The 26,354-nt window shown below is 67.2% G+C and carries 25 protein-coding genes; 17 read left to right on the forward strand and 8 right to left on the reverse strand.

Annotation, left to right across the window (positions count from 1 at the left end; all coding sequences use genetic code 11):
* The first annotated feature begins 14 nt into the window (after window positions 1-14).
* Both LDB05_RS13720 and LDB05_RS13725 read left to right on the forward strand, forming a co-directional pair.
* A complete protein-coding gene (locus LDB05_RS13720) occupies window positions 15-1,265 on the forward strand; it encodes an AAA family ATPase (protein WP_226004557.1) in 1,251 nt (416 codons plus the stop codon).
* Window positions 1,266-1,367: 102 nt separating this feature from the next.
* Window positions 1,368-1,715, forward strand: coding sequence for a four-helix bundle copper-binding protein (locus tag LDB05_RS13725; RefSeq protein ID WP_226004558.1), 348 nt, complete (start codon window positions 1,368-1,370; stop codon window positions 1,713-1,715).
* 63 nt (window positions 1,716-1,778) lie between these two features.
* Here the strand turns inward: LDB05_RS13725 and LDB05_RS13730 are convergent, their stop codons facing one another.
* The 3 genes from LDB05_RS13730 to LDB05_RS13740 all read right to left on the reverse strand — a co-directional run bounded on the left by LDB05_RS13730 (window position 1,779) and on the right by LDB05_RS13740 (window position 4,995).
* Window positions 1,779-2,912, reverse strand: coding sequence for a citrate synthase/methylcitrate synthase (locus LDB05_RS13730; protein WP_226004559.1), 1,134 nt, complete (start codon window positions 2,910-2,912; stop codon window positions 1,779-1,781).
* Between the two features lie 202 nt (window positions 2,913-3,114).
* The gene (locus LDB05_RS13735) at window positions 3,115-4,566 is read right to left on the reverse strand and encodes a citrate/2-methylcitrate synthase (RefSeq protein WP_226004560.1); all 1,452 of its coding nucleotides are present in this window, start codon (window positions 4,564-4,566) and stop codon (window positions 3,115-3,117) included.
* A 57-nt stretch (window positions 4,567-4,623) separates the two neighbouring features.
* Window positions 4,624-4,995: a DUF5518 domain-containing protein gene (locus LDB05_RS13740; RefSeq protein WP_226004561.1), complete on the reverse strand. Its 372-nt coding sequence runs from the start codon at window positions 4,993-4,995 to the stop codon at window positions 4,624-4,626.
* Window positions 4,996-5,163: 168 nt separating this feature from the next.
* Between LDB05_RS13740 and LDB05_RS13745 the strand changes: the two genes are divergently transcribed.
* Both LDB05_RS13745 and LDB05_RS13750 read left to right on the forward strand, forming a co-directional pair.
* Complete coding sequence (locus LDB05_RS13745) at window positions 5,164-6,153, forward strand: NOG1 family protein (protein WP_226004562.1); 990 nt, start codon at window positions 5,164-5,166, stop codon at window positions 6,151-6,153.
* 40 nt (window positions 6,154-6,193) lie between these two features.
* A complete protein-coding gene (locus LDB05_RS13750) occupies window positions 6,194-6,553 on the forward strand; it encodes a hypothetical protein (protein ID WP_226004563.1) in 360 nt (119 codons plus the stop codon).
* A 49-nt stretch (window positions 6,554-6,602) separates the two neighbouring features.
* On the opposite strand, the gene arlG is transcribed toward LDB05_RS13750, so the two are convergent.
* Window positions 6,603-8,126 carry an archaellum stator protein ArlG gene (gene arlG / locus LDB05_RS13755; RefSeq protein WP_226004564.1) on the reverse strand — a complete coding sequence of 508 codons (1,524 nt, stop codon included), beginning with the start codon at window positions 8,124-8,126 and terminating at the stop codon, window positions 6,603-6,605.
* A gap of 91 nt (window positions 8,127-8,217) precedes the next feature.
* Window positions 8,218-9,510, reverse strand: coding sequence for a TIGR00341 family protein (locus tag LDB05_RS13760; protein ID WP_226004565.1), 1,293 nt, complete (start codon window positions 9,508-9,510; stop codon window positions 8,218-8,220).
* 127 nt (window positions 9,511-9,637) lie between these two features.
* Between LDB05_RS13760 and LDB05_RS13765 the strand changes: the two genes are divergently transcribed.
* From LDB05_RS13765 to engB, 3 genes are all read left to right on the forward strand, one after another.
* On the forward strand, window positions 9,638-10,126 hold the full coding sequence (locus LDB05_RS13765; RefSeq protein ID WP_226004566.1) for a DUF7994 family protein: 489 nt from the start codon (window positions 9,638-9,640) through the stop codon (window positions 10,124-10,126).
* Between the two features lie 66 nt (window positions 10,127-10,192).
* Window positions 10,193-10,666: a DUF7994 family protein gene (locus LDB05_RS13770; protein WP_226004567.1), complete on the forward strand. Its 474-nt coding sequence runs from the start codon at window positions 10,193-10,195 to the stop codon at window positions 10,664-10,666.
* 106 nt (window positions 10,667-10,772) lie between these two features.
* On the forward strand, window positions 10,773-11,396 hold the full coding sequence (engB, locus tag LDB05_RS13775) for a GTP-binding protein EngB (protein WP_226004568.1): 624 nt from the start codon (window positions 10,773-10,775) through the stop codon (window positions 11,394-11,396).
* A 331-nt stretch (window positions 11,397-11,727) separates the two neighbouring features.
* On the opposite strand, the gene ddh is transcribed toward engB, so the two are convergent.
* Complete coding sequence (ddh, locus tag LDB05_RS13780) at window positions 11,728-12,657, reverse strand: D-2-hydroxyacid dehydrogenase (RefSeq protein WP_226004569.1); 930 nt, start codon at window positions 12,655-12,657, stop codon at window positions 11,728-11,730.
* Window positions 12,658-12,973: 316 nt separating this feature from the next.
* Window positions 12,974-14,353: an eIF2B alpha/beta/delta subunit family protein gene (locus tag LDB05_RS13785; protein WP_226004570.1), complete on the reverse strand. Its 1,380-nt coding sequence runs from the start codon at window positions 14,351-14,353 to the stop codon at window positions 12,974-12,976.
* 173 nt (window positions 14,354-14,526) lie between these two features.
* Here LDB05_RS13785 and LDB05_RS13790 point away from each other — a divergent pair, with 173 nt between their 5' ends.
* The 5 genes from LDB05_RS13790 to LDB05_RS13810 all read left to right on the forward strand — a co-directional run bounded on the left by LDB05_RS13790 (window position 14,527) and on the right by LDB05_RS13810 (window position 20,790).
* The gene (locus LDB05_RS13790) at window positions 14,527-15,081 is read left to right on the forward strand and encodes a metallophosphoesterase family protein (RefSeq protein ID WP_226004571.1); all 555 of its coding nucleotides are present in this window, start codon (window positions 14,527-14,529) and stop codon (window positions 15,079-15,081) included.
* Between the two features lie 86 nt (window positions 15,082-15,167).
* A complete protein-coding gene (locus LDB05_RS13795) occupies window positions 15,168-17,210 on the forward strand; it encodes a hydantoinase/oxoprolinase family protein (RefSeq protein ID WP_226004572.1) in 2,043 nt (680 codons plus the stop codon).
* Window positions 17,207-18,865, forward strand: a complete 1,659-nt coding sequence (locus LDB05_RS13800) for a hydantoinase B/oxoprolinase family protein (protein WP_226004573.1) — start codon at window positions 17,207-17,209, stop codon at window positions 18,863-18,865. Before LDB05_RS13795 ends, LDB05_RS13800 begins: the two co-directional genes overlap by 4 nt.
* Before the next feature lie 135 nt (window positions 18,866-19,000).
* Complete coding sequence (locus LDB05_RS13805; RefSeq protein WP_226004574.1) at window positions 19,001-19,771, forward strand: coenzyme F420-0:L-glutamate ligase; 771 nt, start codon at window positions 19,001-19,003, stop codon at window positions 19,769-19,771.
* Window positions 19,768-20,790, forward strand: a complete 1,023-nt coding sequence (locus LDB05_RS13810; RefSeq protein ID WP_226004575.1) for a 5,10-methylenetetrahydromethanopterin reductase — start codon at window positions 19,768-19,770, stop codon at window positions 20,788-20,790. Before LDB05_RS13805 ends, LDB05_RS13810 begins: the two co-directional genes overlap by 4 nt.
* Before the next feature lie 18 nt (window positions 20,791-20,808).
* Here LDB05_RS13810 and LDB05_RS13815 read toward each other — a convergent pair whose 3' ends face one another.
* A complete protein-coding gene (locus tag LDB05_RS13815; RefSeq protein ID WP_226004576.1) occupies window positions 20,809-21,003 on the reverse strand; it encodes a DUF8024 family protein in 195 nt (64 codons plus the stop codon).
* Window positions 21,004-21,087: 84 nt separating this feature from the next.
* Between LDB05_RS13815 and LDB05_RS13820 the strand changes: the two genes are divergently transcribed.
* The 5 genes from LDB05_RS13820 (at window position 21,088) to LDB05_RS13840 (ending at window position 26,295) form a co-directional block, all read left to right on the forward strand.
* The gene (locus tag LDB05_RS13820) at window positions 21,088-21,408 is read left to right on the forward strand and encodes a DUF7573 domain-containing protein (protein ID WP_226004577.1); all 321 of its coding nucleotides are present in this window, start codon (window positions 21,088-21,090) and stop codon (window positions 21,406-21,408) included.
* A 98-nt stretch (window positions 21,409-21,506) separates the two neighbouring features.
* Entirely contained in the window at window positions 21,507-21,701 is a 195-nt protein-coding gene (locus tag LDB05_RS13825; RefSeq protein WP_226004578.1) for a cold-shock protein, read from the forward strand.
* A gap of 252 nt (window positions 21,702-21,953) precedes the next feature.
* Window positions 21,954-22,931 carry an AAA family ATPase gene (locus tag LDB05_RS13830; RefSeq protein WP_226004579.1) on the forward strand — a complete coding sequence of 326 codons (978 nt, stop codon included), beginning with the start codon at window positions 21,954-21,956 and terminating at the stop codon, window positions 22,929-22,931.
* Complete coding sequence (locus LDB05_RS13835; RefSeq protein ID WP_226004580.1) at window positions 22,928-24,004, forward strand: DUF58 domain-containing protein; 1,077 nt, start codon at window positions 22,928-22,930, stop codon at window positions 24,002-24,004. Before LDB05_RS13830 ends, LDB05_RS13835 begins: the two co-directional genes overlap by 4 nt.
* On the forward strand, window positions 24,001-26,295 hold the full coding sequence (locus tag LDB05_RS13840; RefSeq protein ID WP_226004581.1) for a transglutaminase TgpA family protein: 2,295 nt from the start codon (window positions 24,001-24,003) through the stop codon (window positions 26,293-26,295). Before LDB05_RS13835 ends, LDB05_RS13840 begins: the two co-directional genes overlap by 4 nt.
* Window positions 26,296-26,354: the final 59 nt, after the last annotated feature.

Raw genomic sequence — 26,354 nt, forward strand, 5'->3', positions numbered from 1 at the left:
ATTCACTGTCGTGTATGGACGAGACGAACGCGACGCCCGACGACGCCGCGCGCGCCGTCAGACGCGTCGTCGAACGCATCGAGGAAGCCGCCGTCGTCGACCGCGAGGTCCTCCACGCCATGCTCTCGGCAGTGTTGGCTCGTGGCCACGTCCTGCTCGAGGACGTACCGGGGACGGGGAAGACGGTCACGGCGCGAGTGATCGCGGAGGCGATGGGACTCGAGTTCAAGCGGATTCAGTTTACGCCCGATCTGCTGCCCTCGGACGTGACCGGGTCGACGGTCTACGACGACGGGACCGGCGAGTTCGAATTCGCCAGGGGTCCGATCTTCACCAACGTCGTCCTGGCCGACGAGATCAACCGCGCGCCGCCGAAGACCCAGGCCGCCCTGCTCGAGGCCATGGAGGAAGGCCAGGTGAGCGTCGACGGGACGACCTACGACCTGCCGGAGCCGTTCCTGGTCGTCGCGACCCAGAACCCGATCGAACAGGAGGGGACCTTCCGCCTACCCGAGGCCCAGCGCGACCGGTTTAGCGTCAAAACTTCGCTCGGCTATCCCGATCTCGAGGGCGAAATGGGACTGCTCGAGCGCCGGGCGAACCGGCGGTCGCTGTCCCCGACCGTCGACCCGGTCGTGCGCCCGGACGCGGTCCGTCTCCTCCAGGACATGACGGAAGACGTCACCGTCGACGAGAAGGTCCGCCGCTACATCGTCGAACTCGCGCGGCAGACGCGGGCGGATCAGCGGGCCGAGATCGGTGTCTCGCCGCGGGGCGTCCAGCGCGTGTTCGAGGCGGCCCGCGCCGCGGCGCTGATCGACGGCCGGTCGTACGTGACGCCGGACGACGTCAAACATCTCGCCCAGCCGACGATGGCCCACCGGATCGTGCTCACGACGGAAGCGACCGTCGAGGGCGTCGAGGGGAGTGCCGTCGTCCGCCACGCCGTGAACGCGGTCGACGTGCCGGCGGTCGCACCGGGCACGGACGAACCCGCTCCGGCGTCCGAACCGGACCTCGACACCGGCTCCGAAGAGGCCACCACGGACTCCGAACCACCGTCCGAACGAGACGCGGAACCCGACCCTGACCCCGAATCCGCGACCGAGCCCGATCCGGAACCCGACACCGGCTCCGAAACGACACCCGCGCCCGGGCGCGAGGAAGGTATCATGGATGGGGGCGACGAGGACGAGGACTCGAGATCGACGCGAGACCGACACGAGGAACGGCAGAGTGACGACGAGTTCGACTGGGCCCGCTGAACCGTCTCACTGCGTCCGCTCTACTGCGACCGTGGCCGCCCCCCAGTGCTTGCAACAGCCCGTAGCAGCTTCATACCGTTCGCTGCTGTTGCACCCAGTTGCATGGCACTACAACAGCTCGAGCACGCCGACGACCACATGCAGGAGTGTATCGACAACTGTCTCGAGGCCGCGCAGGTCTGCGAGTGGTGTGCGGACGAGTGCGCCGGCGAGGGCGAGGGAATGGCCCGCTGTCTCCGGCTCTGTCGGGACGTGGCGGACATCGCGTCGCTACACGCACGGTTCATGGCTCGCAACTCGGGCTATCACGGGGAACTGGGCGAACTCTGTGCGGACCTCTGTGACGAGTGCGCCGAGGAGTGCGAGCAACACGACACCGAGCACTGTCAGGCCTGCGCCGAGATCCTGCCGAAGTGCGCCGAGAGCTGCCGGGAGATGGCGTCGGCCTGAACGCGGTTGCCGCCCGATCTCTTCGATTCTTTCCGTCTGCAACGGGCCGACGATCCGTCAGTTCTACCGGTCAGTCACGGGCGTCCACGTTCGATCAGTCTCGCCGACGTACCGCGAGACCGGTCGCACCAGTCGGTTGTCCTCGGATTGCTCGAGGCAATGAGCCGTCCAGCCGGCGACCCGCGAGACGCCGAACGTCGCCGTGAACAGTTCCTGGGGAACCCCGACGCCGTCGAGTAAGGCTGCGGTGTAGTACTCGACGTTCGTCTCGAGTCGGCGATCGGATTTGTGCTCCGCGAGCGCGTCGACGGCGACCGATTCGAACGCGCGGACGGTCTCGAAGAAGTCCTCATCCGCGGACTCCGCGTACAGCCGTTCCGCCGCCGATGAGAGCACCGGAGCTCGCGGGTCGCGGACGCGATAGACGCGGTGACCGAAGCCCATCAATCGCTCGCCGGCGTCGAGTTTTGCGCGGACGTATCCCTCGGGATCGCCGCGTTCGTGGACGTCTCGAAGCATATCGAGGACGGGACCGGGCGCGCCGCCGTGGAGCGGCCCCTTGAGCGAACCGACCGCGGCGGTCGCCGCCGAGACGAGGTCCGACTCCGTCGAGACGACGGTCCGAGCGGTGAACGTCGAGGCGTTGACGCCGTGGTCGATGACGGTATTGAGGTACGTCTCGAGCCCACGGACGGCGGCCTCGCTCGGCTCCTCGCCGGTGAGCATGTACAGGTAGTTCGCGGCGTGCCCGAGATCCTCGCGGGATTCGACGGGATCGTCTCCCTGCCGGTATCGCCAGTAGGTCGCGACGATCGTGGGGAACACGGCGACGACTCGCCGCGCGGTCTCTCGCGATGAGTCCGTCCCCGTCCCGAGGTTCGCCGTAGCGGCACCCATCCGAAGCGCGTCCATCGCGGGTTTCTCCTCGTCGGCAGCACGGCGGAGTACGGCCCGGACCGAATCGCAGATCTCGCGTCGGCGAGCCAGATCCGCACGGAAATCGTCGAGTTCCGCCGCCGTCGGTAGCCGGCCCTCGAACAGGAGGAAGACGCTTTCTTCGTAGGCCGCGTTGGTCGCGAGCTCCGCGACGGGAAGCCCACCGATCAGTAGTTCACCGGCCTCCCCGTCGATACGACTTAGGCTCGTTTCCGCGACGGAAACCCCCTCGAGTCCCTGATTCAGCTCCGAACTGTCCATACGCGAGCGACGCGCCGATATCATGTAAGCGCTCGGAGAACTCGAGTTCCCCTTGTCGAGTGATAGGTGAGATCCGTCGACCGCCTGTGTCGATTCGATCCCGAGGAAATCGGCGAAACGGCGGCCTTCGAGTCGAACCGCTGCTCGACGCGGTCGGTACCACCGGTGGTGAATGGAGTAACTGTCTTCTCCTCGACGCGGGCTACAGCAGGTCGTCGAGCAACTGGTCTTCGGTCAGCACGGTCCGGACGAACGTTCGACCGACCTCGGTTAGTTCGTAGCCGTCCCCGCGGTCGGCGACGAAGTACTCCCGCAACTGGCGCAGGTGATAGTTGAATCGGCCCTTGTCCTCGATCGACGCCGCTCTCCGGAGGTCCGAATACGCCAGCGGTTCGTCGGCGTCGTACAGGAGCAGGAGGACCTCGAGACGGTTGGGTTCCGAGAGAACGGCCAGCGTCTCCGAGACGGGCTCGAGCGACGCCGACTGGACGGGACGTCCGACCAGCGAGTCGCCGGCGACGTGCCGATTCTCGACGGGCATCCACGTCTTCCCCGTCGTCCCGACGTACCGAGCGGTCGGCCGAACGAGCCGGTTGTTCTCGAGTTGCTCGAGACAGTGGGCGGCCCAGCCGCCGACGCGCGCGATCGCGAATGTCGCCGGAAACAGTGCCTTCGGAATCCCGAGTCCGTCGAGCAGGGCGGCGGCGTAGAACTCGACGGTCGCTCGAGCGTCGCGGCTCGGGTCCTGCTCCGCTAATCGTTCCGTCGCGACCGCCTCGAACTCCCGGACGCTCTCGAGGAAGCCCTCGTTGTTCGATTGTTCGTAGAACCGTTCGGCCGCGGCCGAGAGGACCGCTGCGCGCGGATCCCGAACGCTGTATACCGGATGGCCAAAGCCCTTCAGCCCCTCGCCGGCGGCTAGTCGCTCGCTGACGACCGCCTCGGCGTCGCCGGACTCGTGAACCTCCTGAAGCAGTTCAAATATGTCCCCGAGATCGCCGGCGTGTCTCGGCCCCTTGAGCGTCCCGAGGGCAGCGGTCGTCGCGGAGACGACGTCGGACTCGGTCGATACCACGGTTCGGGCGGTAAACGTCGAGGCCGTCATCCCGTGCTCGGCGATGGTGGTGAGAAACGTCTCGAGGCCGCGAACTTCGGCGTCGGTCGGCTCCTCGCCGGTGAGCATGAACAGGTAGTTCGCGGCGTGGCTCAACGCGTCGTTCGGCGGGATCGGATCGTCGCCCCGCTGATATCGCCAGTAGGTCGCGGCGATCGTCGGCAGGACGGCCACGGATCGCTTCGCGTCCGCGTGAGGCTCCGATTCGTCGGTACCGAGCGACGCAGTCGCGATACCCATTCGGAGCGCCGCCATCGCGGAGCTCCCCTCGTCGACGGCCCGACGGAGGACGTCGCGGGTTTCCGCACAGATCCCGCGTCGACTCGCCAGATCGGCGCGGAAGTCGGTGAGCTCCTCGCCTGTCGGCAGCCGTCCCTCGAACAGGAGAAAAAGACACTCCTCGTAGGTCGCGTTGGCCGCGAGCTCCTCGATGGGATAGCCGCCGACGACGAGGTCGCCGTTCTCGCCGTCGAGATCGCTGAGCGTCGTCTCCGCGACTGTCGTGTACTCGAGTCGCGGATCGAATACCGAGGGTGTCACGTCAACTGATCGGTGGTCGCCGTCCGTTGTAATGGTTCCGTACTAACAGAACCAATCTCAGCTGCTGACCGCCGCGCCGACGATGCCGGCGACTGCGCTCTCGAGCGCCATCACGAGCGAGATCGCGACGGCGAGCGCGAAGATGCCGACTCCCGCAGCACCGGTGACCGCGCCCCCGATGGGACCGATCGCGAGGCCGGCGATACCGACGGCGACGCCGATGAGGAGCCCGCCGATGATGCCCCCGAGCGCGCCCGCGAGCAGCCCGTGCCAGAACCCGCTCCCGAGGCCACCGCCGGCCATGTAGCCCGCGACGAAGCCGCCGGCCAGCCCCGCCGCGATCTGGCCGATCCCGGGCACGGCGAGCCCGATGATTCCGAGCACGGTCGCGACGACGAACCCGACGAAGACGGCACGCCAGTCTGTCATGGGTGATCGTAGGCCGGCGATGGGGATAAGGTCGCGGCGGACTCCTGCTGTCCGAAGCGTCCGAGACTCGAGTCGAGGGCACCGACGAGCCCGCGTCCCGACGAGGCCGCGTACTGGGATCCGGCCCATAACGAACGCCCTTTATGATCCGGCGCTCTAGTTGTGGACATGATTTTCGAAGACCTTCCGACAACGCCCACGTCGGAAGAGCTGATCGACAAGGCGTTTTCGCGGGCGGCGCGGTCCGGCAAGGCCAAAGGCGGCCTCGAGGCCCAGCAGTCGATGCTCCAGACGGCGGCCAACATCATTTCGGACAATCTCGAAAACGTGGTCACGGCGTGGCCGGATTTCGAGTACGAGGACGACGTCCACCCGTTCTACTACGAGTTAGCGGACGCGATCGTCGACGTGGACAAGCTCCGACAGGCGCTGTCGGAGGTCATGTGGGCCAGCCGGAAGGCCCGCGAGATTCACGAGGAGTACCAGCCGCGACTGCGAAAGACCGACGTGGACACGGCGCGCAAGCACCGCAAACAGGCCTTCGCCCGGCTCGCGGACATCGTCGAGCAGGTCGACGACCACCTGCTGTACATCAACAAGTCGCGCAACGACCTGCGCGACCTGCCGGAGATCAACCCCGACGAGCCGACGATCGTCGTCGCCGGCTACCCGAACGTCGGCAAGTCCTCGTTCGTCAACGACGTCACGAACGCGCGCGGCGAGACCGCGTCCTATCCGTTCACTACGAAGGGGATCGGCGTCGGCCACTTCGAGCGCGATCATATCCGCTACCAGATCGTCGATACGCCGGGCCTGCTCGACCGCCCGCCGCAGGACCGCAACGAGATCGAATCGCAGGCGGTCAGCGCCATCGAGCACCTCGCCGACTGCATGCTCGTCGTGGTCGACCCCACCGGCGAGTGCGGGTACCCGATCGGCTCGCAACTCGAGCTCCGAGACTCGATTTCGGCCCAGTTCGAGGACATCCCGGTGTACACGATCGCGAACAAGTCCGACCGGTTCGAGGACGGAGACCTCGACGATGCCGTCGCTGCCGACTACACCATGAGCGTCGAAACCGGCGCGAACGTGGAGACGGTACTCGACGCCGCCGTCGAGGCCATCGGGTACGAGCCGGAGTTGCCCTTCGAGGGGTGACGGTGCTCGCAACACGACCGACACCGGCGGTTCGATCACGATGAAGGGCCCCGGTATCCTCTGGATGCTCCAGACCGTCGCCGGGATGTCGATGGCCGGCCCGATGTTCATCCTCGGCGCTAACCGCCTGCTTTCGGGGAACTACGCATGGGGGCTCGGGTTTCTGCTCTTCGGCGGAGTCGTGCTCTACTTTCCGACGTATCTCGTCAACCACATCGGCGGCCCGCGAACGTGGATTCGACGGCGAATCGGTCGCAGCGACGAAGATGAAGACGACATCGCGGCCGGGAGCGATGGCGATAGCGCCGCCGACGAGTCCGACGGGACAACTGACGTCGAACGCGGAACCGACGAGGAGTCGACGTCCGTTCCGCTGCTCGGTCGACTTCGCGATCGATAAGGAGACGCGGTGAGCACGGCGACCGACCGCTGTTCGTCCGACGAGATCGTCACTCCTGCGTGAGTTCGATCCGCGAAACGACGGGCGTCCGCGTCACCGAACCGGTTTCGAACTCGAGGCGGAGCCGGAACCGATCGTTGTCCGCGGTGATCCCCTCGACAGCGTAGACCTCGCCGCTTTCGGTCAACGTAATCGGGTCGCTCACCTCGTCGGCCGTTCCGTCGCCCGTTGTGTCGGACTCGACGTACACGGTCACGGTCTCGCCGTCGAGCGTCGCCGAGACGTTCTCGAGTTGCAGGGAGTCGGCCCGCATGTCGCCCGTCGTCGTCCGCCAGTCAGTGGTGTGGCTTCCGTTGGTCGCCGTAAGGTACTCGTCGGAGAGTTCGTCGTCCGTCAGCGCGCGGTCGAACAGGCGGACCTCGTCGATATCTCCGGCGAAGGATCGATTCGAGGCGCTGTCGTCGATGTTGTCACCGATCCCCAGCGGATGGTCGTCGGTCGCGCGCATGTTCGACGGCGGGTCGGCAGTGGCAGTCTGCCCGTCGGCAGAGACGCTAAACTCCGTATCGGCCTCGAATCGACCGCTGACGTGGACCCACCGCCCTTCGTGATCGTCAGGGAGCGTGACGGTCGCGAAGTGGTACTCGGTCCCGTCATGGATGACGAACTGTACCTCCGGACTCGTCGACGACGGGATGAGCTGCAGGTTGTACGACGCGTCCGACTTCTGGACGATCGCCATCGCGTCGTCGACGGTGTCGCCCCATCCCTCGTCGAGTTTGATCCACGTGGAGACCGTGACCCGGTCGTCGGTACTCATCTCGATCGCGTCGCTGTGCGAGACGTTGACGTGCTGGTTCTGCGTGTGATCGAAGTCGTACGCGGTGGTCCCGACCAGTCCCGTCTGACCCGGGGTCGGGTGGTTCACGTGTCTGCCGTCGTTGGTCCCCGTCGCGTCGAACGCCGTGTCCCCGCTGTCCTCATCGAACGGCCAGTAGGCGACCAGTCCGCTGTCGCCGGCATCGTAGCCGAGCCTGACCGTGTCGGCGTCCCGGTCGCCGATCCCGTCGCTGACCGTCCGTTCGTGCGTTCCCGCGGACCAATCCCCGTCCGTCGACCAGTCCAGGCTACCAGCGTACTGAAACGAGAGGAGGTCGCGGCTCCCGTCGATCCGCACGAGCGCGCGGTTCGTGCCTCCTTCGATCGCGTGATCGAGCGTCACGGCGAGTACCCGGTTCCGCCGCCAGGGCTCGCCGCCGATCACGTCCGTTTCGGTGACGGTCGCGAGCTCCCCGTTTACTACTACCTCGAGATCGTCGGGGTTCAGGGTCCCACCACCGACGTTTTTGACGTATACCGTCACTGTCTCGTCGGTCTCGTTGTAGACCGCCTTGGCCTCGGGATCGTTGATAATCTCGATTTCGGCGTCGATCGCTGCAGTCTCCCTGTCACCTTCGTCCTCGACGGCTTGAACGTACAGTCCGGTTTCGGTGACGATGACACCGACGAACAGCGTCGACACGCTGATCGCCGCGATGAACAGTATCAGCTGAGCGACCGAGGCGCGAACCATCGATAGGGAACGTCTCGAGGCAGGGTTCCGAACCGAAATAACGCTGCCGGCCGACGGGACCGACCGATCCGGGATCGACGCCGCGACCCGATCACCGCTCGACGACTTCGACGTACCTGACCTCGATGGTAACGGATTGATCGGCGTGGTCGTTGATCCGCTCGCTGAGGATGTCGGCCAGTTCGGGTGCTGACTCGCCCGGCGGGCCGCCGATCGTGACGATCACTCGCTCGGGGTTCCGGAACGGGTAGTTGTCGTCCATCACGACCTGAAACTCGAGCAGTTGGTAGTCCTCGTACTGGTCCTGTGCGAGGACGGTTTCCACTTCTTCGCGGGCGTCCTGTTCGAAGTTCCCCGTCTCGTAGGAGGCGTAGGTGATTCCGCCGAGAAACACCGCGAAGACGAGCACGATAACGGCGAGGCCGACGATCCGCTTGCGGACGCGTTGCTCCGTTTCTCCGAGCTGGAACAGGTTCTCCGGGCGGTAACCGGCGTACCACAGCGTCAACAGCCCGGCGAGGTTCACCGAAAGCAGGTTGACGAGGACCAGCACCGTCGCACCGATCGCGGACGTCGGTTCTCCCCACGCGAGGGCGATTCCCGCGACGCCGGCGGGCGGGATCAACGCCGCGGCGATCATCACCCCGACGAGGGCGACCGACGTCCCCGTCGCGATGCTCACGACCCCCGCGATGCCCGCGCCCAGCGCGATCGCGAGCGATAGCAAGTCCGGCGCGAGGCGCTCCGATATCTCGCCGACGCTCGAGAGAACGAGATCCGGCGGGACGATGTTCAGTGATCGAACCAGCACCGCGAAGATCGCGGCTGCCGCGATCGCGACGACGACGCCGATGATCTGGTAGGTGACGCTCTCGACGAACAGTTCCTCGTCGTCGATCACCGTCCCGACGCTCGCCCCCAGCGCCGGCCCGATTAGCGGCGCGATCACCATCGAGCCGACGACGACGGCCGGCGAGTCGAGGAGTAGGCCCGCGGTCGCGACGACGGCGCTGATGACCGTCATCACCACGTAGACGGGAAAGCTCGGCGTCAGATCGTCGGCCTCCGCCTGCAGCTCCTGGCGTGAAATTCGGTCCGACTCGACGTCGCCTTCCTCGTATTCCTCGCGCAACTCCTGAAACCGCCGGGAAACGACCGTCTCCGCGTCGAGGACGACCGTGTAGGCGTCTTCGTTGATCCCGGCGTCCTGTATCTCGTCGAGCACCGGTTCGACCGCCGCATCCGGCAGCGGGAAGTAGACGACCGCCGTGTACTCTCGACTGCTGGTTTCGTCCGAGACGACGTAGTCGATCTTCCGCTCGTCGAGGGTTTTGAGGATGGTCTCCCGCTTCCCTGTCGGAACCGTCAACTGTACGAGCCGCACGTGTCGGACTGAGACACGGCGGGGTCATAATTCCGGGGCATTCGACACCGTAGGAGCGGCAGGGAGAACTCGAGTCGGAAATCGGAGCTCTTACTATCGTTTCGTGACGGAAGCTATGACTGATGGTATGACCCGATGGTTTTCCTCGCTGTTTGGCATCGTCATGTTGGGAGTCGGCGGCCTCCTTCTCGCCGTGTCTGCTCGAACGGGTCTCCCCAGCCCGTCCGTTATCTTGATTCCCCCCGGCCTCGTCCTTGCGGGGATCCTGAAATTCGTCGGTGGATCCCGCGATTCGGTCACGCTCGGCGGCCGATCCGTCCCGTGGAACGTCCTCGTCGGCCTCGGAGACATCATTCTGGGGATCGTTGTGATTCCCGCAGTGATCCCCGACATGGTCTCTGGCAACGCAGATTCGTGGATTGATACCCTCGGACTGCTCGCCGGCGGCACGTTCATGGCCTGGCACGGCCTCCAGGTCGCCCGCGATACCCACCGCGTCGACCTCAAGGGCCTCCAGACGACACCCTCCGGTCCCGTCGTCGTCCTCATCGCCATCCTCGTATGCTGGATGGGACTCGGGCTGCTCATCGCGATCATCGCTGCTCTACCCCCGTGATCGAGCGGCCGACCCGCCGGTCGTCTCGCTCCACACAGTTTTGTGTCAAGGGCGATGAATAACGGTATGAAGCGACGACTCGCCTCGCTGTTGGGCGTCGTCATGCTGGGACTCGCCGGTGCCTATCTCGCCGTCTTCGGCCCGACGGTGCTTACCGAACCACTCGCCGTCGTGGCCCTCGGCGGATTCGTCCTCTCGGCGATCCTGATGGTCGTCGGGGGCCTCGTCGATTCGGTCACGCTCGGCGGTCGATGCGTCCCCTGGAACGCCCTCGTCGGGATCGCTGACGTCGTTCTGGCGGCCGTCGTCACCCTCTCGGCAGTGCGATCCGCGCTCGTCGCCGGCGACGGGGGGTCGTGGCTGTTCGCCGCGGCGATGGCTGTCGGAGGGACGTCACTGGCCTGGTTCGGCGTCCAGACCGCCCGCGACAGCCGCCACGTCGACCTCGAGGCGACCCCCTCGAGCCGTCGGCTCGTCGCCATCACCCTGCTCGTGGCAGTCTCGTTCGGGATCGGGCTATACGTCGCGATCCGCGTCTAGCGGCCAGTGGTCCCCCGACCGGTCCGACACTAACTCGAGTGAATACCCACCACACGGCCGATCACCGTTACAACGCGTATAAAGGTCGGTCGGCCCTACATGGCGTATGATCGACTTCGATACGCGCCCGAACCGAGACGCCGAAGTGGCGCTCGTCGGCCGCTCGAACGTGGGGAAATCCACGCTCATGCGCGAGCTGACCGGCCACAGTTTCGACACCGGAGGCAAACCCGGCGTCACCCGCTCGCCCAATCACTACGACTGGGCCCCCGAGGACTTCGTCATCACCGATCTCCCCGGCTTCGGCTTCATGAGCGGCGTCGACGAGGACCTCCGCGAGGAGATCAAGACCGAGATCGTCCACTACCTCGAGGAGTACGCCGATAACATCCTCGTCGCCGTCCTCGTGGTCGACGGCAAGAGCGTCATCGACATCATCGACCGCCACTCGGGCCCCGACGAGATCCCCTACGACGTCGAGATGTTCCACTTCCTGCGGGAACTGGACGTCCCGACGGTCGTCGCCGTCAACAAGATGGACAAGGTCGACGACGAAGACGAGCGGCTCGACGCGCTCTGTGACCGCCTCGGCCTCTACCCGCCCTGGAAGCAGTGGCAAGAGACGATCGCCCCGATCTGCGCCAAAAAGGGGCAACTCGAGCCCCTGAACGAGGCGATACGCACCCATCTGCACGAGCAACAACGCGACGATCTGTTCAAGTTCTTCTAACGACCTTTTGCTCTGCGGTCTATCGCGCTGACGGCAGCTACGCTGCCGCACAGCGCGATGTCCCTCCGCAAAAGGTCGATCAAAAGCACTCCTCCCTCCCCTGGCTCGCGGCGTTGCCGCTCGCCTCGACGCGGCGCGGAGCGCCGCGCTCTCCGGGTCGGTCGTCGGCCCGCTCGCTCACTTCGTTCGCTCGCGGCAAATATCGGTCAATAGCCTGCCCTTCCCCGGGTTGCGCGACTCTCGTGGTACTCGAGTCGCGCGCCCGGCCACCGCACGTGCTGTCCGATATCTGTACTCATTTGAGGGTCACGCCGCCTCGAGCCACTCAGCGTCAGACCACGCGGTTGCGGAATTCCGCGCCGTCCGCGAGTCGGTCGACGTTCTCGCGGACGATGTCGCCGGTGTCTCGGAAGTAGTCCCGCGTGAAGGCGGCGCAGTGGGGCGAGATGATGACCTCGTCCATCCCCCACAGCGGCGACTCGTCGGGCAGGGGTTCCTCCTCGAAGACGTCCAGCGCCGCCCCCGCCAGAGAACCGCCCTCGAGCGCGTCGATCAGCGCCGGTTCGTCGACGACCGAACCGCGGGAGACGTTCACCAAGTAGGCGTCGTCGCGCATGGCGTCGAACGCCTCGGCGTCGAAGAGGTGACGGGTCTCCTCGGTCAGCGGCACGGTGACGATCACGAAGTCAGCACCTGAGATGGCCTCGAGCAGCCGGTCGTTCGAATAGACCTCGTCGAAGCCGGGGACGTGATCGCCGGAGCGACGGACGCCCGTCACGCGGAGCCCCAGTCCGCCGAGGGTCTCCGCGGCGCCCGTTCCGAGCGTGCCGGTGCCGACGACGCAGGCGGTCGACCCGGCGAGCGTAAACGCCGCGTCCCACTCGGGGCGCTCCCACCGGCGCTCCTGCTGGTTCGCGACGTGATCGTGCAGCCGCCGGGCGAACATGAGGAGGTAGCCCGCGACCGTCTCTCCGACGGTTCGGTCGTGGATCCCCGTACTGTTCGTGAGGATCACGTCGTTCGCCTCGAACTCGTCGAACGGGAACCGGTCGACGCCCGCCTGGATCGAGTGGACCCAGTCCACCTCGAGGAAGGCATCGCGGTGCTCCATCGTGACGACCGCGTCGCAGGTCGAGATCCCGTCGTCGCCGATTACGGCGACCTCGACCGGCAGGTCGGCGAGATACTCTGCGAGTTCCGCCGGCGGAAACACCATCGATACCGAGTCGTGGACGCCGAGTCGCTCGAGTTCGAATGTCATAGACGTCAGTACGAACGAACCGGAGTTGAAGGTTTGGCAGACTACTTGTCACGACGGTAGCCAGCGTCTCACCGGATTGAAAACAGACGAAACGACGGGGTCCGGTTCCCGGGAAGAGACCGGACTCCGCGAGAAAGTCACGGAGTATCGGAACGAGGCAGAGCGAGAGCTGTCGGAGCGCGTCGACGATCCGGACGGAGAACTGATCGACGTCGACGGATCGATACCGATCGTCCGTAGAAGTGGCGGCTCGGGAAAAATCCTCGTCACAAGGGGCTCAGAGGGGGTAACACGTCGTCACTGCCGCCATCGCTGGCTACTCCCTCGAGGGGTTTCGGTCTGTCGTTTCCGGATCCGGTGGTTCCCCGACGTCACGCCACCCCTCGAGTTCGCGCAATTCCTCCACTACGGCCTCGATGTCGGCCGGCTCGAGCGCTCCGCGCTCGGTAACCACTTCGGTCACGCAATCCGCGGGCGTCACGTCGAACGTTGGGTTCAGCACGTCGATCGACGCGTCACCATCGTACACTGCGGTTCGGTCGCCGGACTCGAGGTTCACGTCCTCGCGCGTCGAGATTTTGTCCGTCGCCGCGACGACGGAAACCGGGATCCCCTCGCGGTCGGCGGCGATCGCCAGCGTTCGCGTGCCCGTCTTGTTCACGACGGAGCCATCGGGGAGGACGGTATCCGCGCCGATCACCACGCGATCGATATCCTCGCGTGCGAGCACGTGCGCGAGCGCCGCGTCGGTGTGGACCGACACGGTGCTGTCGGTCGTCTCGGACAGCCGCTCCGCGACGTCGATCCCCTCCCGGGCGGGCCGGGATTCGGCGACGAACACACGCGACGGCTCGCCGGTCTCGAGCGCCTCGAGGACGGTTCCCGACCGAGAGAGGGTCGCGACGCTGTCCCCCAGAACCTCGCTCGCGGTCGTTGCGGCGTCCTCGTCGGCTCCGATCGCGCGGTCGATAGTTCGCAGCGCCGACTCGAGGACGGCCGGCGCATCCCCGTCGTCGCCGTCCGCACCGGCCATGACGCGATTGACCCGGTTCCGAAGGACGGCCATCGACGGCCGCGCCTCGAGCAGTCGACCCGCGAGTTCGGCGAGCTCGTCCCACTCGCCGTCCGGATCGGAGCCGAATTCAGTTCGTTCGGCCACGAGCACGCCCGCTCGATCGCGAAGCACCTCGAGCGCCCGCACGGACAGGAACGCGGCCCCGTGTTCGCCGTCGGCGGCGATCGACCGGACGGTGGGTGCCACGCGCTCGTAGGCGGTCCACAGTTCCGGCACCGTCTCGCGATCGTCTCCCACGGCCTCGAGCAGGTCGGTCGCCGGAACCCACTCGTACGCGTCGTGTTCCTCGCTCAGCTCGATCCCGCGAGTCTCGCAGTCGAAGAGGTAGGGGTGGACGACCCAGTCGCGTCCGAGCTCCGGGTCGACGAACTCGACCGGCCGCCCGGAGCGGACCGGCGAGACGGCATCGGACTCGAGGCCGGTTTCCTCGCGAATCTCGACGCGGACCTGTTCGTCGGGCTGCCCCTCCGCGAACCCGGAGACGCCGCCCCACTGGCCCGCGTAGGTGCCGACGGCATCGCTCCGTCGCAGCAGCAGAACGTCGCCGCGATGACGGAGAAAAGCGGTGACGACGTGGTTCGAATCGTCGGCGTCGGTGGTGACATCGGTATTGGCGCCCATACGAGAGTCGACGGGAACGCCAGAGGTGTCGTTTTCGGACCCGTTCGTCGGCGGGACGGCACCGGAAACGAACAGCACCGGTCGTCTCGGTCCGGCGACGGGAACTCGAGTACGCGGCCGCCGGATATCGCTACTGCGCTACGGTTTTCGTCCTCGAGATGGTACGCTCGCCTATGTCCCGTATCGCGATCATTGCCGATACGCACGTCCCCACTCGAGAGTCCGCGCTCCCGGCGTGGGTCGTCGCCGAGATCGAAGCGGCCGACCACACGATCCACGCCGGCGACTTCGAGTCGTTCGGAAGTTACGAGCGGATCGTCGACCTCGCCGACGGCGACCTGACGGCCGTCCGGGGAAACGTGGATCCGGCGACGCTCGACGCCCCGCTGACCGCCACGCTCGAGGTCGACGGCGTGACGTTCGTCGTCACTCACGGCCACGGATCGTCGGGCGACTGGCGGGAGCGAGTCGTCGAGACGGCCCGCGAGGAAACGGCGGCGAACGCGGAAACGACGCTGGTCGCCGTCGCCGGCCACACCCACGAGGTGGTCGACACGACAGTCGATATCGACGATCATCGATCGGCCGGCGACCGGGGACGGAGTGTCGATCGCGTCCGCGTACTCAATCCGGGCAGCGCCACCGGTGCCGCTCCCACGACCTACGAGACGATGTTCGTCGCCACCGTCGGCAACGGAACGCTCGAGGTCGAACACCGGACTGGGTAGGTCGACCGTCGACTATCGTCCGGTCGCTCGCGGACCGCGATCACGACGGACTATAAACCACCGGAACCGCAATCCGACACGTATCGATGGGAACTCCCGAACGAACGTCTATCGAGTCGGACGGCGACACCCGTATCGGCGTCGACGTCGGCGGCACCTTCACCGACGTGGCCCTCTCCGTCGACGACCGGCTGGTCACCGCCAAAGTGCCGACGACCGACGACCAGCACGTCGGCGTCCTCGAGGGGATCCGCAAGGCCTGCGATCGCGCCGACATCGAGCCCGCGGAGATCGACGGGTTCGCCCACGCGATGACCGTCTCGGTCAACGCCTTACTCGAGCGTGATGGCGCGACGACCGCGCTCGTGACGACCGAGGGGTTCCGGGACGTCCTCGAGATCGGCCGGCAGGATCGGCCGGCGCTGTACGACCTGGAGGCGGAGAAGCCCGAGCCGCTGGTGCCTCGAGACCGCCGGTTCGAAGTCGACGAGCGGACGACGGCTGAGGGCGTCGAGCGGCAGATCGACGCGGCGGAGGTCCGCGATCTCGCCACGACGCTTCGGGAGTGCGACGTCGAGGCCGTCGCGGTCTCCCTGCTGCACGCCTACGCGGATCCCGAAAACGAGCGGGTCGTCGCGGAGACGCTGCGGGACGAACTGGACGTCCCCGTCTCGGCCTCCCACGAGGTGCTCGCGGAGTTTCGCGAGTTCGAACGCACGTCCACGACGGCGGTCGACGCCTACGTCCGTCCGGCGATCGACCGCTACGTCGGCCGGCTGGTCGACGAGGCCGACGACGCCGGGATTCCGGCACCGCGGATCATGCAGACGAACGGCGGCATCGCCGACCCCGAGACGGTTCGCGAACACGCCGTGACGACGACGCTGTCGGGCCCGGCAGCGGGCGTCGTCGGCGCTGCGGCGACCGTCGACGACGACGAGGTCGAGGGGCTCGTCACGTTCGACATGGGCGGCACCTCGAGCGACGTGAGCCTCGTCCGGGACGGACGAGCCGAACGGACGACCGACGCGGAAATCGACGGACTCCCGATCCGGACGCCGATGGTCGACGTGAACACGGTCGGCGCCGGTGGCGGGTCGATCGCCTGGGTCGATTCCGGCGGCGCGCTCCGGGTCGGCCCGGAGTCCTCGGGCGCTGATCCCGGTCCCGCGTGCTACGGTCGCGGCGGCACGGAACCGACGGTCACGGACGCCAACGTCGTGCTGGGGTACATCGGCCCCGACACCGCACTGGGCGGGGAAATGACCCTCGACGTCGACGCTGCCCGCGAGGCCCTCGAGCGACTGGCCGACGAGGCCGGACTGGCGGGGGCTCTCGAGGCGGCCCGCGGCGTCTATCGCGTCGCGAACGCCACGATGACGCGGACGATCCGGTCCGTCACGGTGGAGCGGGGCCACGACCCCCGCGAGTTCGCGCTCGTGGCCTTCGGCGGCGCGGGGCCGATGCACGCCGCGGCGCTGGCCGATTCGCTTTCGGTCAGCCGCGTCGTCGTCCCTCGACCGAGCGGCGTCCTCTCCGCGTTCGGGCTGCTCGCGGCCGACGAGAGCTACGACGCCGTTCGGACGGTCGGCGTGGATCTCGAGGGGTCCGAACCCGCCGAACTCGACTCCGTCTACGACGACCTCGTCGAGGACGTGCTCGCGGACGCCTCGGAGCCGGACGCGGCGCGGGTCGAGCGCGCGGCCGACTGCCGATACGCGGGCCAGAGTTTCGAGCTGACCGTCCCCGTCGACGACGAGTTCGGCGCGGCGGCGGTCGCCGATCGCTTCCACGCCGCCCACGAACGGACCTACGGCTACGCGATGGACGAGTCGATCGAGGTCGTCAATCTCCGAACGACCGCGACGATACCGGGTTCGGAGCCGACGATTCGCCACGAGGGGGCCGGCGACGCCCGCATCGGGACTCGAGAGGCGACCTTCCCTGGCACCGGCGCGCGGGAAGCGACCGTCTACGACCGGGATCGGCTCGCGACGGGGTCGTCGATCGAGGGACCGGCGGTCCTCGAGCAGGCCGAGAGTACGACGGTCGTCCCGCCCGGGTGGGCCGGCGAGACGCTCGCCGACGGAACGCTGGTCGTGACGCGAACGGAGGGGGATGGGCGATGACGCCGGATTCAGCCGACGACACGGACGACGGCATCGACCCGGTTACCCTCGAAGTCCTGCGCAACCAGCTCGAGAGCGTCGCCGAGGAGATGGGCCAGACCCTGATCCGGGGGGCGTACTCGCCGAACATCAAGGAACGCAGGGATTGCTCGACGGCGCTGTTCGACGCCGAGGGGCGGATGATCGCACAGGCCGAGCACATTCCAGTTCACCTCGGCGCGATGCCGGCCGCCGTCGACGCCGTCCGCGAGCACGATCCGCGGCCGGGCGACGTGTTCGTGCTCAACGACCCCTTTTCCGGCGGCACGCACCTGCCGGACGTGACGATGGTGTCGCCGATCGCCCCCGGACGCGACGGCAGCACCGGAGCCGGTGACAAGGGCGAGATCGTTGGCTACGCCGTCTCTCGAGCTCACCACGCCGACGTCGGCGGGATGACCCCCGGAAGCATGCCGGCCGGCGCGGAGGAGATTTATCAGGAGGGGCTCCGGCTCCCCCCGATTCGGCTCGTCGAGGGCGGTGAGCTTCGGGACGACGTCCGCTCACTCGTGCTCGCCAACGTCCGCAATCCGCGCGAGCGCCAAGCCGACCTCCGCGCACAACAGGCGGCGAACGAACGCGCCGAAGCACGGCTCGCATCGCTGTTCGACGAACACGGCCGCGAAACGGTGCTCGAGGGGTTCGACGCCGTCATCGACTACTCCCGCGAGCGGATCGCGGCGGAGATCGCGGCGCTTCCCGACGGGACCTACGAGGCAGCCGGCGTCCTCGAGGGCGACGGCGTGACCGACGAGGACATCGAGATCGCCGTGACAGTGACGGTCGACGGTGAGACGATCGACGTCGACTTCTCGGGGACGGCGGGGCAGGTCGCGGGGAACCTCAACGCGCCGCTGGCGGTCGCGACGAGCGCCGTCTACTTCGTCGTTCGCTGTATCACCGACCCCGAGATCCCGCCGAACCACGGCTGCTACGAACCGGTGACGGTCAGCGCACCTGATGGGTCGCTGTTGAATCCGAATCCGCCCGCCGCCGTCGTCGGCGGCAACGTCGAGACCAGCCAGCGGGTCACCGACGTGGTCTTCACCGCGCTCGCGGGGGCCGCCCCTGATCGTGTCCCGGCGCAAGGCCAGGGGACGATGAACAACCTGACCATCGGCGCGCGGGACGGCTCCTTCGCGTACTACGAGACGATCGGCGGCGGCTTCGGCGCACGCGCCGACCGTGACGGGATGGACGGCGTGCAGGTCGGCATGACGAACACGCTCAACACGCCCGTAGAATCGCTCGAGACCGAGTACCCGCTGCGCGTCGAACGGTACGCGCTCCGAGAGGGCAGCGGCGGACGCGGACGGTTTCGGGGCGGGCTGGGACTCGAGCGCTCGGTCACGGTCGAAACCGACGCGACGGTGTCGCTGCTGACCGAGCGCCGCCGACACGCGCCGAAAGGCATCGCCGGCGGCGAGGACGGCGCGACCGGCGAGAACCTGATCGACGGCGAGCCGGTCCCGGCGAAGACGACGGTCGACGTGGCGGCCGGGACGACAGTTACAGTCAAAACGCCCGGCGGCGGGGGGCACGGCGATCCGAAGGAGCGGGAAGAAGCGGCGCTCGAGGCCGACCGTATCGCCGAGAAATCGTCGGAAGACGACTGATGAGAGACGAATCGACTTCGAGCTGACTCGAAACACGGACCGTCACGTCCGGTACTAATTTTGCCAACGTCACGGATCGCTGACTCCATTCTCCGGTGACGGTGCGTTTTTAGCGCCGCTGGCCCACCCACCAGTATGGAACTCAACGGCGTGGCGGAGCTGCCCGAAATCCGCCCCGGCGACGACATCGCCGCCCTCGTCGCGGATCGGGCAGCCCTCGAGCCCGGCGACGTGCTCACGGTCGCGAGCACGATCGTCTCGAAATCCGAGGGGCGTACAGCGGATCTCGAGGACTACCCCGTCAGCGGGCGAGCCCAGGAGATCGCCGACCGGATCGAGGAGATCGCGGACGAGGAGAAAGATCCCCGGTTCGCGCAGGCAGTCATCGAGGAGAGTTCGGAACTGCTGATCGACTGTCCGTTCCTGCTGGCGGAGACTCGCTTCGGTCACATCTGCCCGAACGCGGGGATCGACCGCTCGAACGTGCCCGGTCACGACCTCCTGTTGCTGCCGAAGCGACCGACGGAGAGCGCCGAGCGGATTCGCACGGGACTCGAGGAGAGAGGAATCGAAGACGTCGCAGTGGTCGTGACCGATACCTGCGGGCGGCCGTTCCGTCACGGACAGACCGGCGTCGCGATCGGCTGGGCGGGAATGCCCGCGAGCAGGGATTGGCGGGGCGAACTCGATCGGGACGGTCACGAACTCGGCGTTACCGTCCAGTCCGTGGTCGACGAACTCGCCGCCGCCGCGAACCTCGTGACCGGCGAGGGTGCCGGCGGGACCCCCGCCGTGGTCGTCCGGGACTGGGAGTTCGGTACCCACGAGGGCAGCGACGAACTCTTCCGATCCGTGGAGGACGACCTCGTCCGGCAGGCACTGCGAGAGTGGAGGTTCGACCGATGACGGGCGAGAATCGAGCGGAGCGAGAGCCGACGTGGGGTATCGAACTCACTCCCGAGCACCCGCCGGACCGCATCGCCGAGCTGGCCGCGCTCGCGGAGGACGAGGGGTTCGACGTCGCGTTCGCGAGTAGCCACTACTTCAACCGCGATCCGTTCGTCGTCCTCTCGCGAATGGCCGACGCCACCGACGAGATCCGGCTCGGACCGGGCGTCGTCAACCCCTACGAAACCCATCCCGTCAAACTCGCGGCGCAGACGGCGACCATCGACGAGATAAGCGACGGACGGGGAGTCTTCGGCATCGGCGCGGGCGACCGCTCTTCGCTCTCGAACCTCGGCATCGAGCGCGACAGCCCGCTCCGGCGCGTCCTCGAGACGTTCGACCTCGCCCGCGATCTCTGGGACGGCGAGACGATTACGCACGAGGGTACCTTCACCGCTCGAGACGCGGCGCTCAACCTCGAGCCGCCGTCCGATCGCATTCCCGTCTACGTCGGCGCACAGGGGCCACACATGCTCCGGATGAGCGCGAAACACGCCGACGGGGTGCTGGTCAACGCCGCGCATCCGCGCGATCTCGAGTGGGCGGCCGGCCAGATCGAGCAGGGATTGGCCGAGCGACCAGCAGAGTCCGGGGCGTTCGAGTCACTGGCGTTCGCGAGCGTCAGCGTCGCCGGCGACGAAGCCGAGGCGCGCGAGGCGGCGCGGCCGCCCGTCGCGTTCATCGTCGGCGGAGCGGCCGAGCCGGTCCTCGCGCGCCACGATATCGACCGGGCGGCGGCGAGCGCGGTCAGCGAGGCGCTCGAAGACGGCGACCTTCCGACCGCGTTCGGCCGCGTCACGCCCGCGATGATCGACGCGTTCTGTATCGCGGGGACGACCGAAACCGTCGCGGATCAATTCGAGGCGGCGCTCGAGCACGTCGACGGAATCGTCGTCGGCTCCCCGCTGGGACCGGACCTCGACGATGCGGTGGAGCGAGCGAGCGAGGCGCTCGGACGTGCGATCGACGACAACTGAGCCGAAAAACGCAGTCGGTTATTCTGCGGTAAAGAGGTTGCCCACGGCACCGAGCGTGAGAACGCCGAAGACGCCCAGCGAGAAGACGACGAGGAGCGTGCCCATCAGGACCAGCAGTGGCGCGAGCCCCGCGCCCATCGCGACGTCACTGAAGAGTTGGGTCATTTCGACGAGGTTGTCCACGATGACGTTCAGCGGCGTGACGGTGTCCATGCGCGGGGGTTGTTACCGGTACTACTTGGCCGTGCCGGTCCCGAATGAGGGGAGACTAAGTCGCCACCGATCGTACCCGATCACGTGACCGACGACGCGACGCTTTCCGACTTCGCCGCTACGGATACCGACGAGGACGGCGCGACGGAGACGTCACGAGAGGGCGGAGACACGGCCGACGGAGACAGCGACCGTTCGGACCCACCGGTCGACTCCCCGACGGCCGTCGAGGGCGCGAGTCCCGACGCCGACGAGTCCGAGGACGGGTCCGGGGAGACGGCAGGCGATACGGGATTTTCGACGTACGCGTGGGGAACGTACACCTGCAGTCAGTGCGAGGGTGCGAGTACCCGCGTCTGGCGTTCCGACGGCGAATTGGTCTGTATCGACTGCAAAACGTGGTAATCAGTTACTGCCGACGGTAACAGCGTGTGTCTCGGGGGGGCTGCCTGCGAGCGTCCTCCCGAAGCTTTATACTGTTGTCGTGGTTCTATTGAGATGCAATGGCGAAAGGTACGGTCGACTTCTTCAACGACACTGGCGGCTACGGATTCATCGAGACTGAGGACGCGGACGAGGACGTGTTCTTCCACATGGAGGACATCGGGGGTCCTGATCTCGAAGAGGGACAGGAACTCGAGTTCGACATCGAGGAGGCCGAAAAGGGGCCGCGCGCGACTAACGTCGAACGGCTCTAGGCAGTTTCGAACGGAGGTATCGTTTTCTGATTGTTAGTCCGGTAGCGACCGCATTCTCAAACCCGGGCTCTCGGTCAGTGGCCGAGAGACGGGCGAGCGATACGCCGCGAGCGACTGCACCCGACCAGTTCTACCGGTTCTGTCGCGCCCTCGGTTTGCAGGGTATTTATTTGACACAAAACATATGTCCGAGAGACCCCGATGACGTACTAATGAACAGGTCCCCGGGTGCACGGAGAGCGTCTCGAGATCATGACTGACGCGAGTTCGACACCGAAGCGGAGTAGCGATTCGACGGGTGAGGACACTCTCCAGGTCTCGACCGTCGAGCGGTTGTGTGCCGACATCGAGGCGAACGTCTCGCGCGTGATCGTCGGTCACGACGAGGTGATCGAACACGTCATTACCGCCGTCCTCGGACGCGGGCACGTCCTGCTCGACGACGTCCCCGGCGTCGGGAAGACGATGCTCGCGCGCGCGATCGCCAGGTCGGTCGACTGTACGTTCAGCCGCGTTCAGTTCACGCCGGATCTGCTCCCGAGCGACGTCACCGGCGTGAACGTCTTCAACCAGAAGACCCGCGAGTTCGACTTCCAGTCCGGTCCCATCTTCGGCAACATCGTGCTGGGCGACGAGATCAACCGCGCGCCCCCGAAGACGCAGGCGGCGCTGCTCGAGGCCATGGAGGAAGGACAGGTCACGACCGACGGCACGACCCGCGACCTCCCGACGCCCTTTACCGTGATCGCGACCCAGAACGCCGTCGAGCCGAACCGGACCTACGACCTGCCCTTCGCCGAGCTCGATCGCTTCATGAAGAAACTGCATCTGGGCTACCCCGATCCCGACGAGGAGGCCGAACTGCTCGGCCGGACGGTCGGCGACCACCCGATCGAATCGCTCGAGTCCGTCACCGATCGCGAAACGCTCGTCGCCGCCCGCGAGACGGTTTCGAGGGTGCAGGTCGCGGAACCGGTTCGAACGTACGCGACGCGACTCGCGGCGTATACGCGCGAGAACGCACACATCGGCGTGAGCCCCCGCGGTACGATCTCGCTCCTCCGGGCGGCACAGGCACGCGCCGTCACGAACGGGCGAGACTACGTCATTCCGGACGATCTCCAGGTCGAAGCGCCCGTGGTGATGAGCCACCGAATCAAGACGACCGGCCACGACCGGGACGGCGCCACGGTGGTCGAAAACGCACTCCAGCACGTCGCCGTCGAATGAGACTCACGCGCCGCGGCTGGACCGTCGTCGCCGTCGCCTCCGGGGCCGTCGCGCTGAGCTGGCAGTCCGGCCCCCGGGCGCTGAACGCCGTCGTCGTTCCCCTGATCGTCGTCCTGCTGGCCGGCCTGCTCACGGTCGCTCGAGCGGACCGGCCGCGCGTCGTTCGCCAGCCGGTCACCGAAGGGTTCATTCGCGAGGAGAGATCCGTCGAGGTCGCGATCGAAACCGACGGAGCTGCTGCCGCAACCGTCCGCGATACCGTCGCTGACGGCCTCTCGGCGACGACCGATCCGCACGTAGACACCACGCTCCACGGCGAGGAGACGTTCGCGTACGACGTGCAACTCGAGGCGCGGGGCGAGCGCCGGGTCGGCCCGCTATCGATCACCGTCACGGACATCCTCGGACTCGTCGAGCGGCGATTCGCGTACGAGGAAACGACCCCCGTTCTCGTCTATCCGCGGGTTCGGGACCTGAGCCGCGGGCCCGCAGCCGACGTGGAGGCGCTCGCCAGCGTCGCCGACCGCCTCGTGAACGAGGAGTTCGACCACCTCCGGGAGTACCGGCGCGGAGATCCGTTGCGCGACGTCCACTGGAAGACCGCGGCCAAGCGACCCGAGGACGACCTGGTCGTCACGGAGTACACCGACGACGACGAAACCGGCGCAGTCACGGTCGCCGCCGACTGCCTCGTCGACCGCAGCGACGAGATGGCCTCGGCCGCTGCCAGCGTCGCGACCTACCTCCTCGAGCGTGGTGCAACGGTCGGACTCGCGACGCCCGAGGGAACACAGCCACCGGGATCGGGCCGGGCCCACCACCGCGAGCTGCTCCAATTGTTAGCGGTCGCTGGCCCCGGGGAACTCGCGGATCGAACCCGTCAGAACGCGGACGTGCTGGTCCGAACCGACGAAGCCGGGACGACAGTCGTCGTCGACGATCGCGAGTTGGCCTTCGATCGACTCTGCGGGCCCGAGCAAGCGGAACGGGAGAAACCGGAGGGCCGAAACCGGACCGGGAACGACGGCCACGGTGACCACGACACCAACAGACGGCCAGGGATGACCGCATGAGCACGAAATCGTCCAGTCACGCCGGTGATCGAACGGTATCGTTGAACGCGGAGGGGACCGTCAGTACCGATGTCGTCCGTCTGCTCGCCCTCGGGTGCGTGTTGGTCCTGACGGCGTCGTACGTGAGCGTCCTCTACGGGATCACGAAGGTCGTCGGCGGCAGCGGATCGCTGTTCGCACTCGTCGGGCTCATGCTGCTCGCGGCGACGGTACTCGCGCGGCTGATCCGCCCCCGAACCGCGGGAACGCTCGCGCTGACGGCGGCCGGACTCGGGTTCGCCTACTACCTCACTTCGGCCGGCGTCGAGCTGGGCGTCGTCCTCACCGGAACGAACGCGATCGTTTCCGACACCGTCGCGCTCGCGACCGGTCTCCCGGTGCTCCGAATGGTTCAGGCAGGGATCTGGACGCTCGGATTCGCGCCCGCTCCCGTCTTCCTCTCGTGGTATCTCGCCGTTCGCGGCCGGTACGGGCTCAGCGTCGTCCCCGGCGGCCTCGCGCTGGGCTTTCTCGTGTTGACCGGCGACGCGGGGACGCTCGTCACCCTGACCGGGACCCTCGCCGCCGTCGGGGCCGTCGCCGGCGGCGAACTCGAGCGCCGCGGCGGCTCGATCGCACAGGCGGATCTGCTCGCGGTCCTGTTCGCGGTGATCGTCGTCCTCTCGCTGTCGGTGACGATCGTTCCCGGCGAGCCGACGGGGCCGACGCACCTCGTCCAGGGCGAATCCGGCACGCTCGAGGCGACGATCGACTCCGCTCCCCAGCGATCGGGGATCTCCGGGCAGGTGGATCTCTCGCCGGAGGTTCGGTTTACGGTCGAGTCCGATCGGCCATCGTACTGGCGGACCGGCGTCTACGACCGGTTCACCGGTGACGAGTGGGTCCGGACGGGGCAGGATCGCCGGTACGACGGCCGGCTCGCGGACCCACCCAGCAGCAGTGGGACCGTCCGACAGACCGTCACCGCCGAGACGGAGCTCGGAATCATGCCCGTCGCGCCCCAGCCGCTGGCGCTCGATGGCGACGTGACGCGAGCGACGACCGTCTCCAGACACGACCAACCGCGACCCGAGACGCCACTACAAGAGGGGGACAGCTACGCCGTCGAGAGCGCGGTCGTCGATCCCGAGCCGGACGCGCTCCGAATAGCCGGAACGAGTTACCCCGACGAGGTGACCGACCACTACCTCCAGACGCCCGAAGACACCTCGAGCGAGTTCCGGGAGCGGACCGACGAAATTACGGCCGGTAGCGACACGCCGCACGGGAAGGCGGTCGCGATTCGGGACCACCTCCGGTCCTCGAAGGGGTACTCGCTCGACGTCTCCCAGCCCGCCGGAAACGTCGCCGAAGGGTTTCTGCTCGAGATGGACGAGGGCTACTGCGTCTACTTCGCGACGACGATGACGCAGATGCTCCGCGAAGAGGGAGTCCCGGCCCGATACGTCACCGGCTACACGACCGGTCAACAGGTCGATAACGGCGAGTACGTCGTCCGCGGACTCGACGCCCACTCCTGGGTCGAGGTCTACTTCCCGGGTCACGGCTGGGTCCAGTTCGATCCGACGCCGGGCGGCAGCCGCGCCGACGTCCACACCGACCGGCTGCAGGAGGCACGCGAGAACGGTACCGAGGACGTAGACACCGAGGACAGCGAGGACGTGCCGATCGGCGACGAAAGCGATCCCGGCGAGCCGCCCGCGTCCGATCCCGACGACTCGAACGAGTCGCCGTCCGACGACCCCACCGACGAGACGGATCCGGACGACGGAACCGATCCTGACGATCCCGATAACGAAACCGATCCGAGCACGTCGGATGAGGGCACGGGCGGGGAAGCGGCCGGGGACGACGACTCGCTCACCGATCGCCTCGTCGCGATCGGGTACGAGACGGGTGCGCTCGGGCTCGTCCTCCTCGTCGGCCTCGCTGCAGGTGCCCGCCGGACCGACGCGACGACGCGTCTCGGTCGTGCAATCGGCATCTACTGGCACGGGTTCCGGGGCGAGCCCGACCGGGACGCCCGACGCGCGTTCCACCGCCTCGAGCGACTGTTCGCCCGGCAGTACCGACCCCGCCGTCCCTCGGAGTCGCCGCGAGCCTATCTGCAGGCGGTATCGACGACGACCGCCGCGGAGGAGTCGCTCGATCCGGGGGTCGAGCGGGTCCTCGAGTACTACGAACGCGCGACCTACGGCGACGGAGTCGGCCGGGCGGAAGCCGACGACGCGATCGAGATCGTCGACGATCTCGCCCGAAGTCGGCTCCCGGTAGTCGGTCGCCTTCGTTGATGCCTGAGCCGAACCGGCGGGTAATTCGGTCAACCGAGACGTGAGTTCGTTCGAGAGCG

Source organism: Natrinema salinisoli (genome assembly GCF_020405205.1).
GTDB lineage: Archaea > Halobacteriota > Halobacteria > Halobacteriales > Natrialbaceae > Natrinema > Natrinema salinisoli.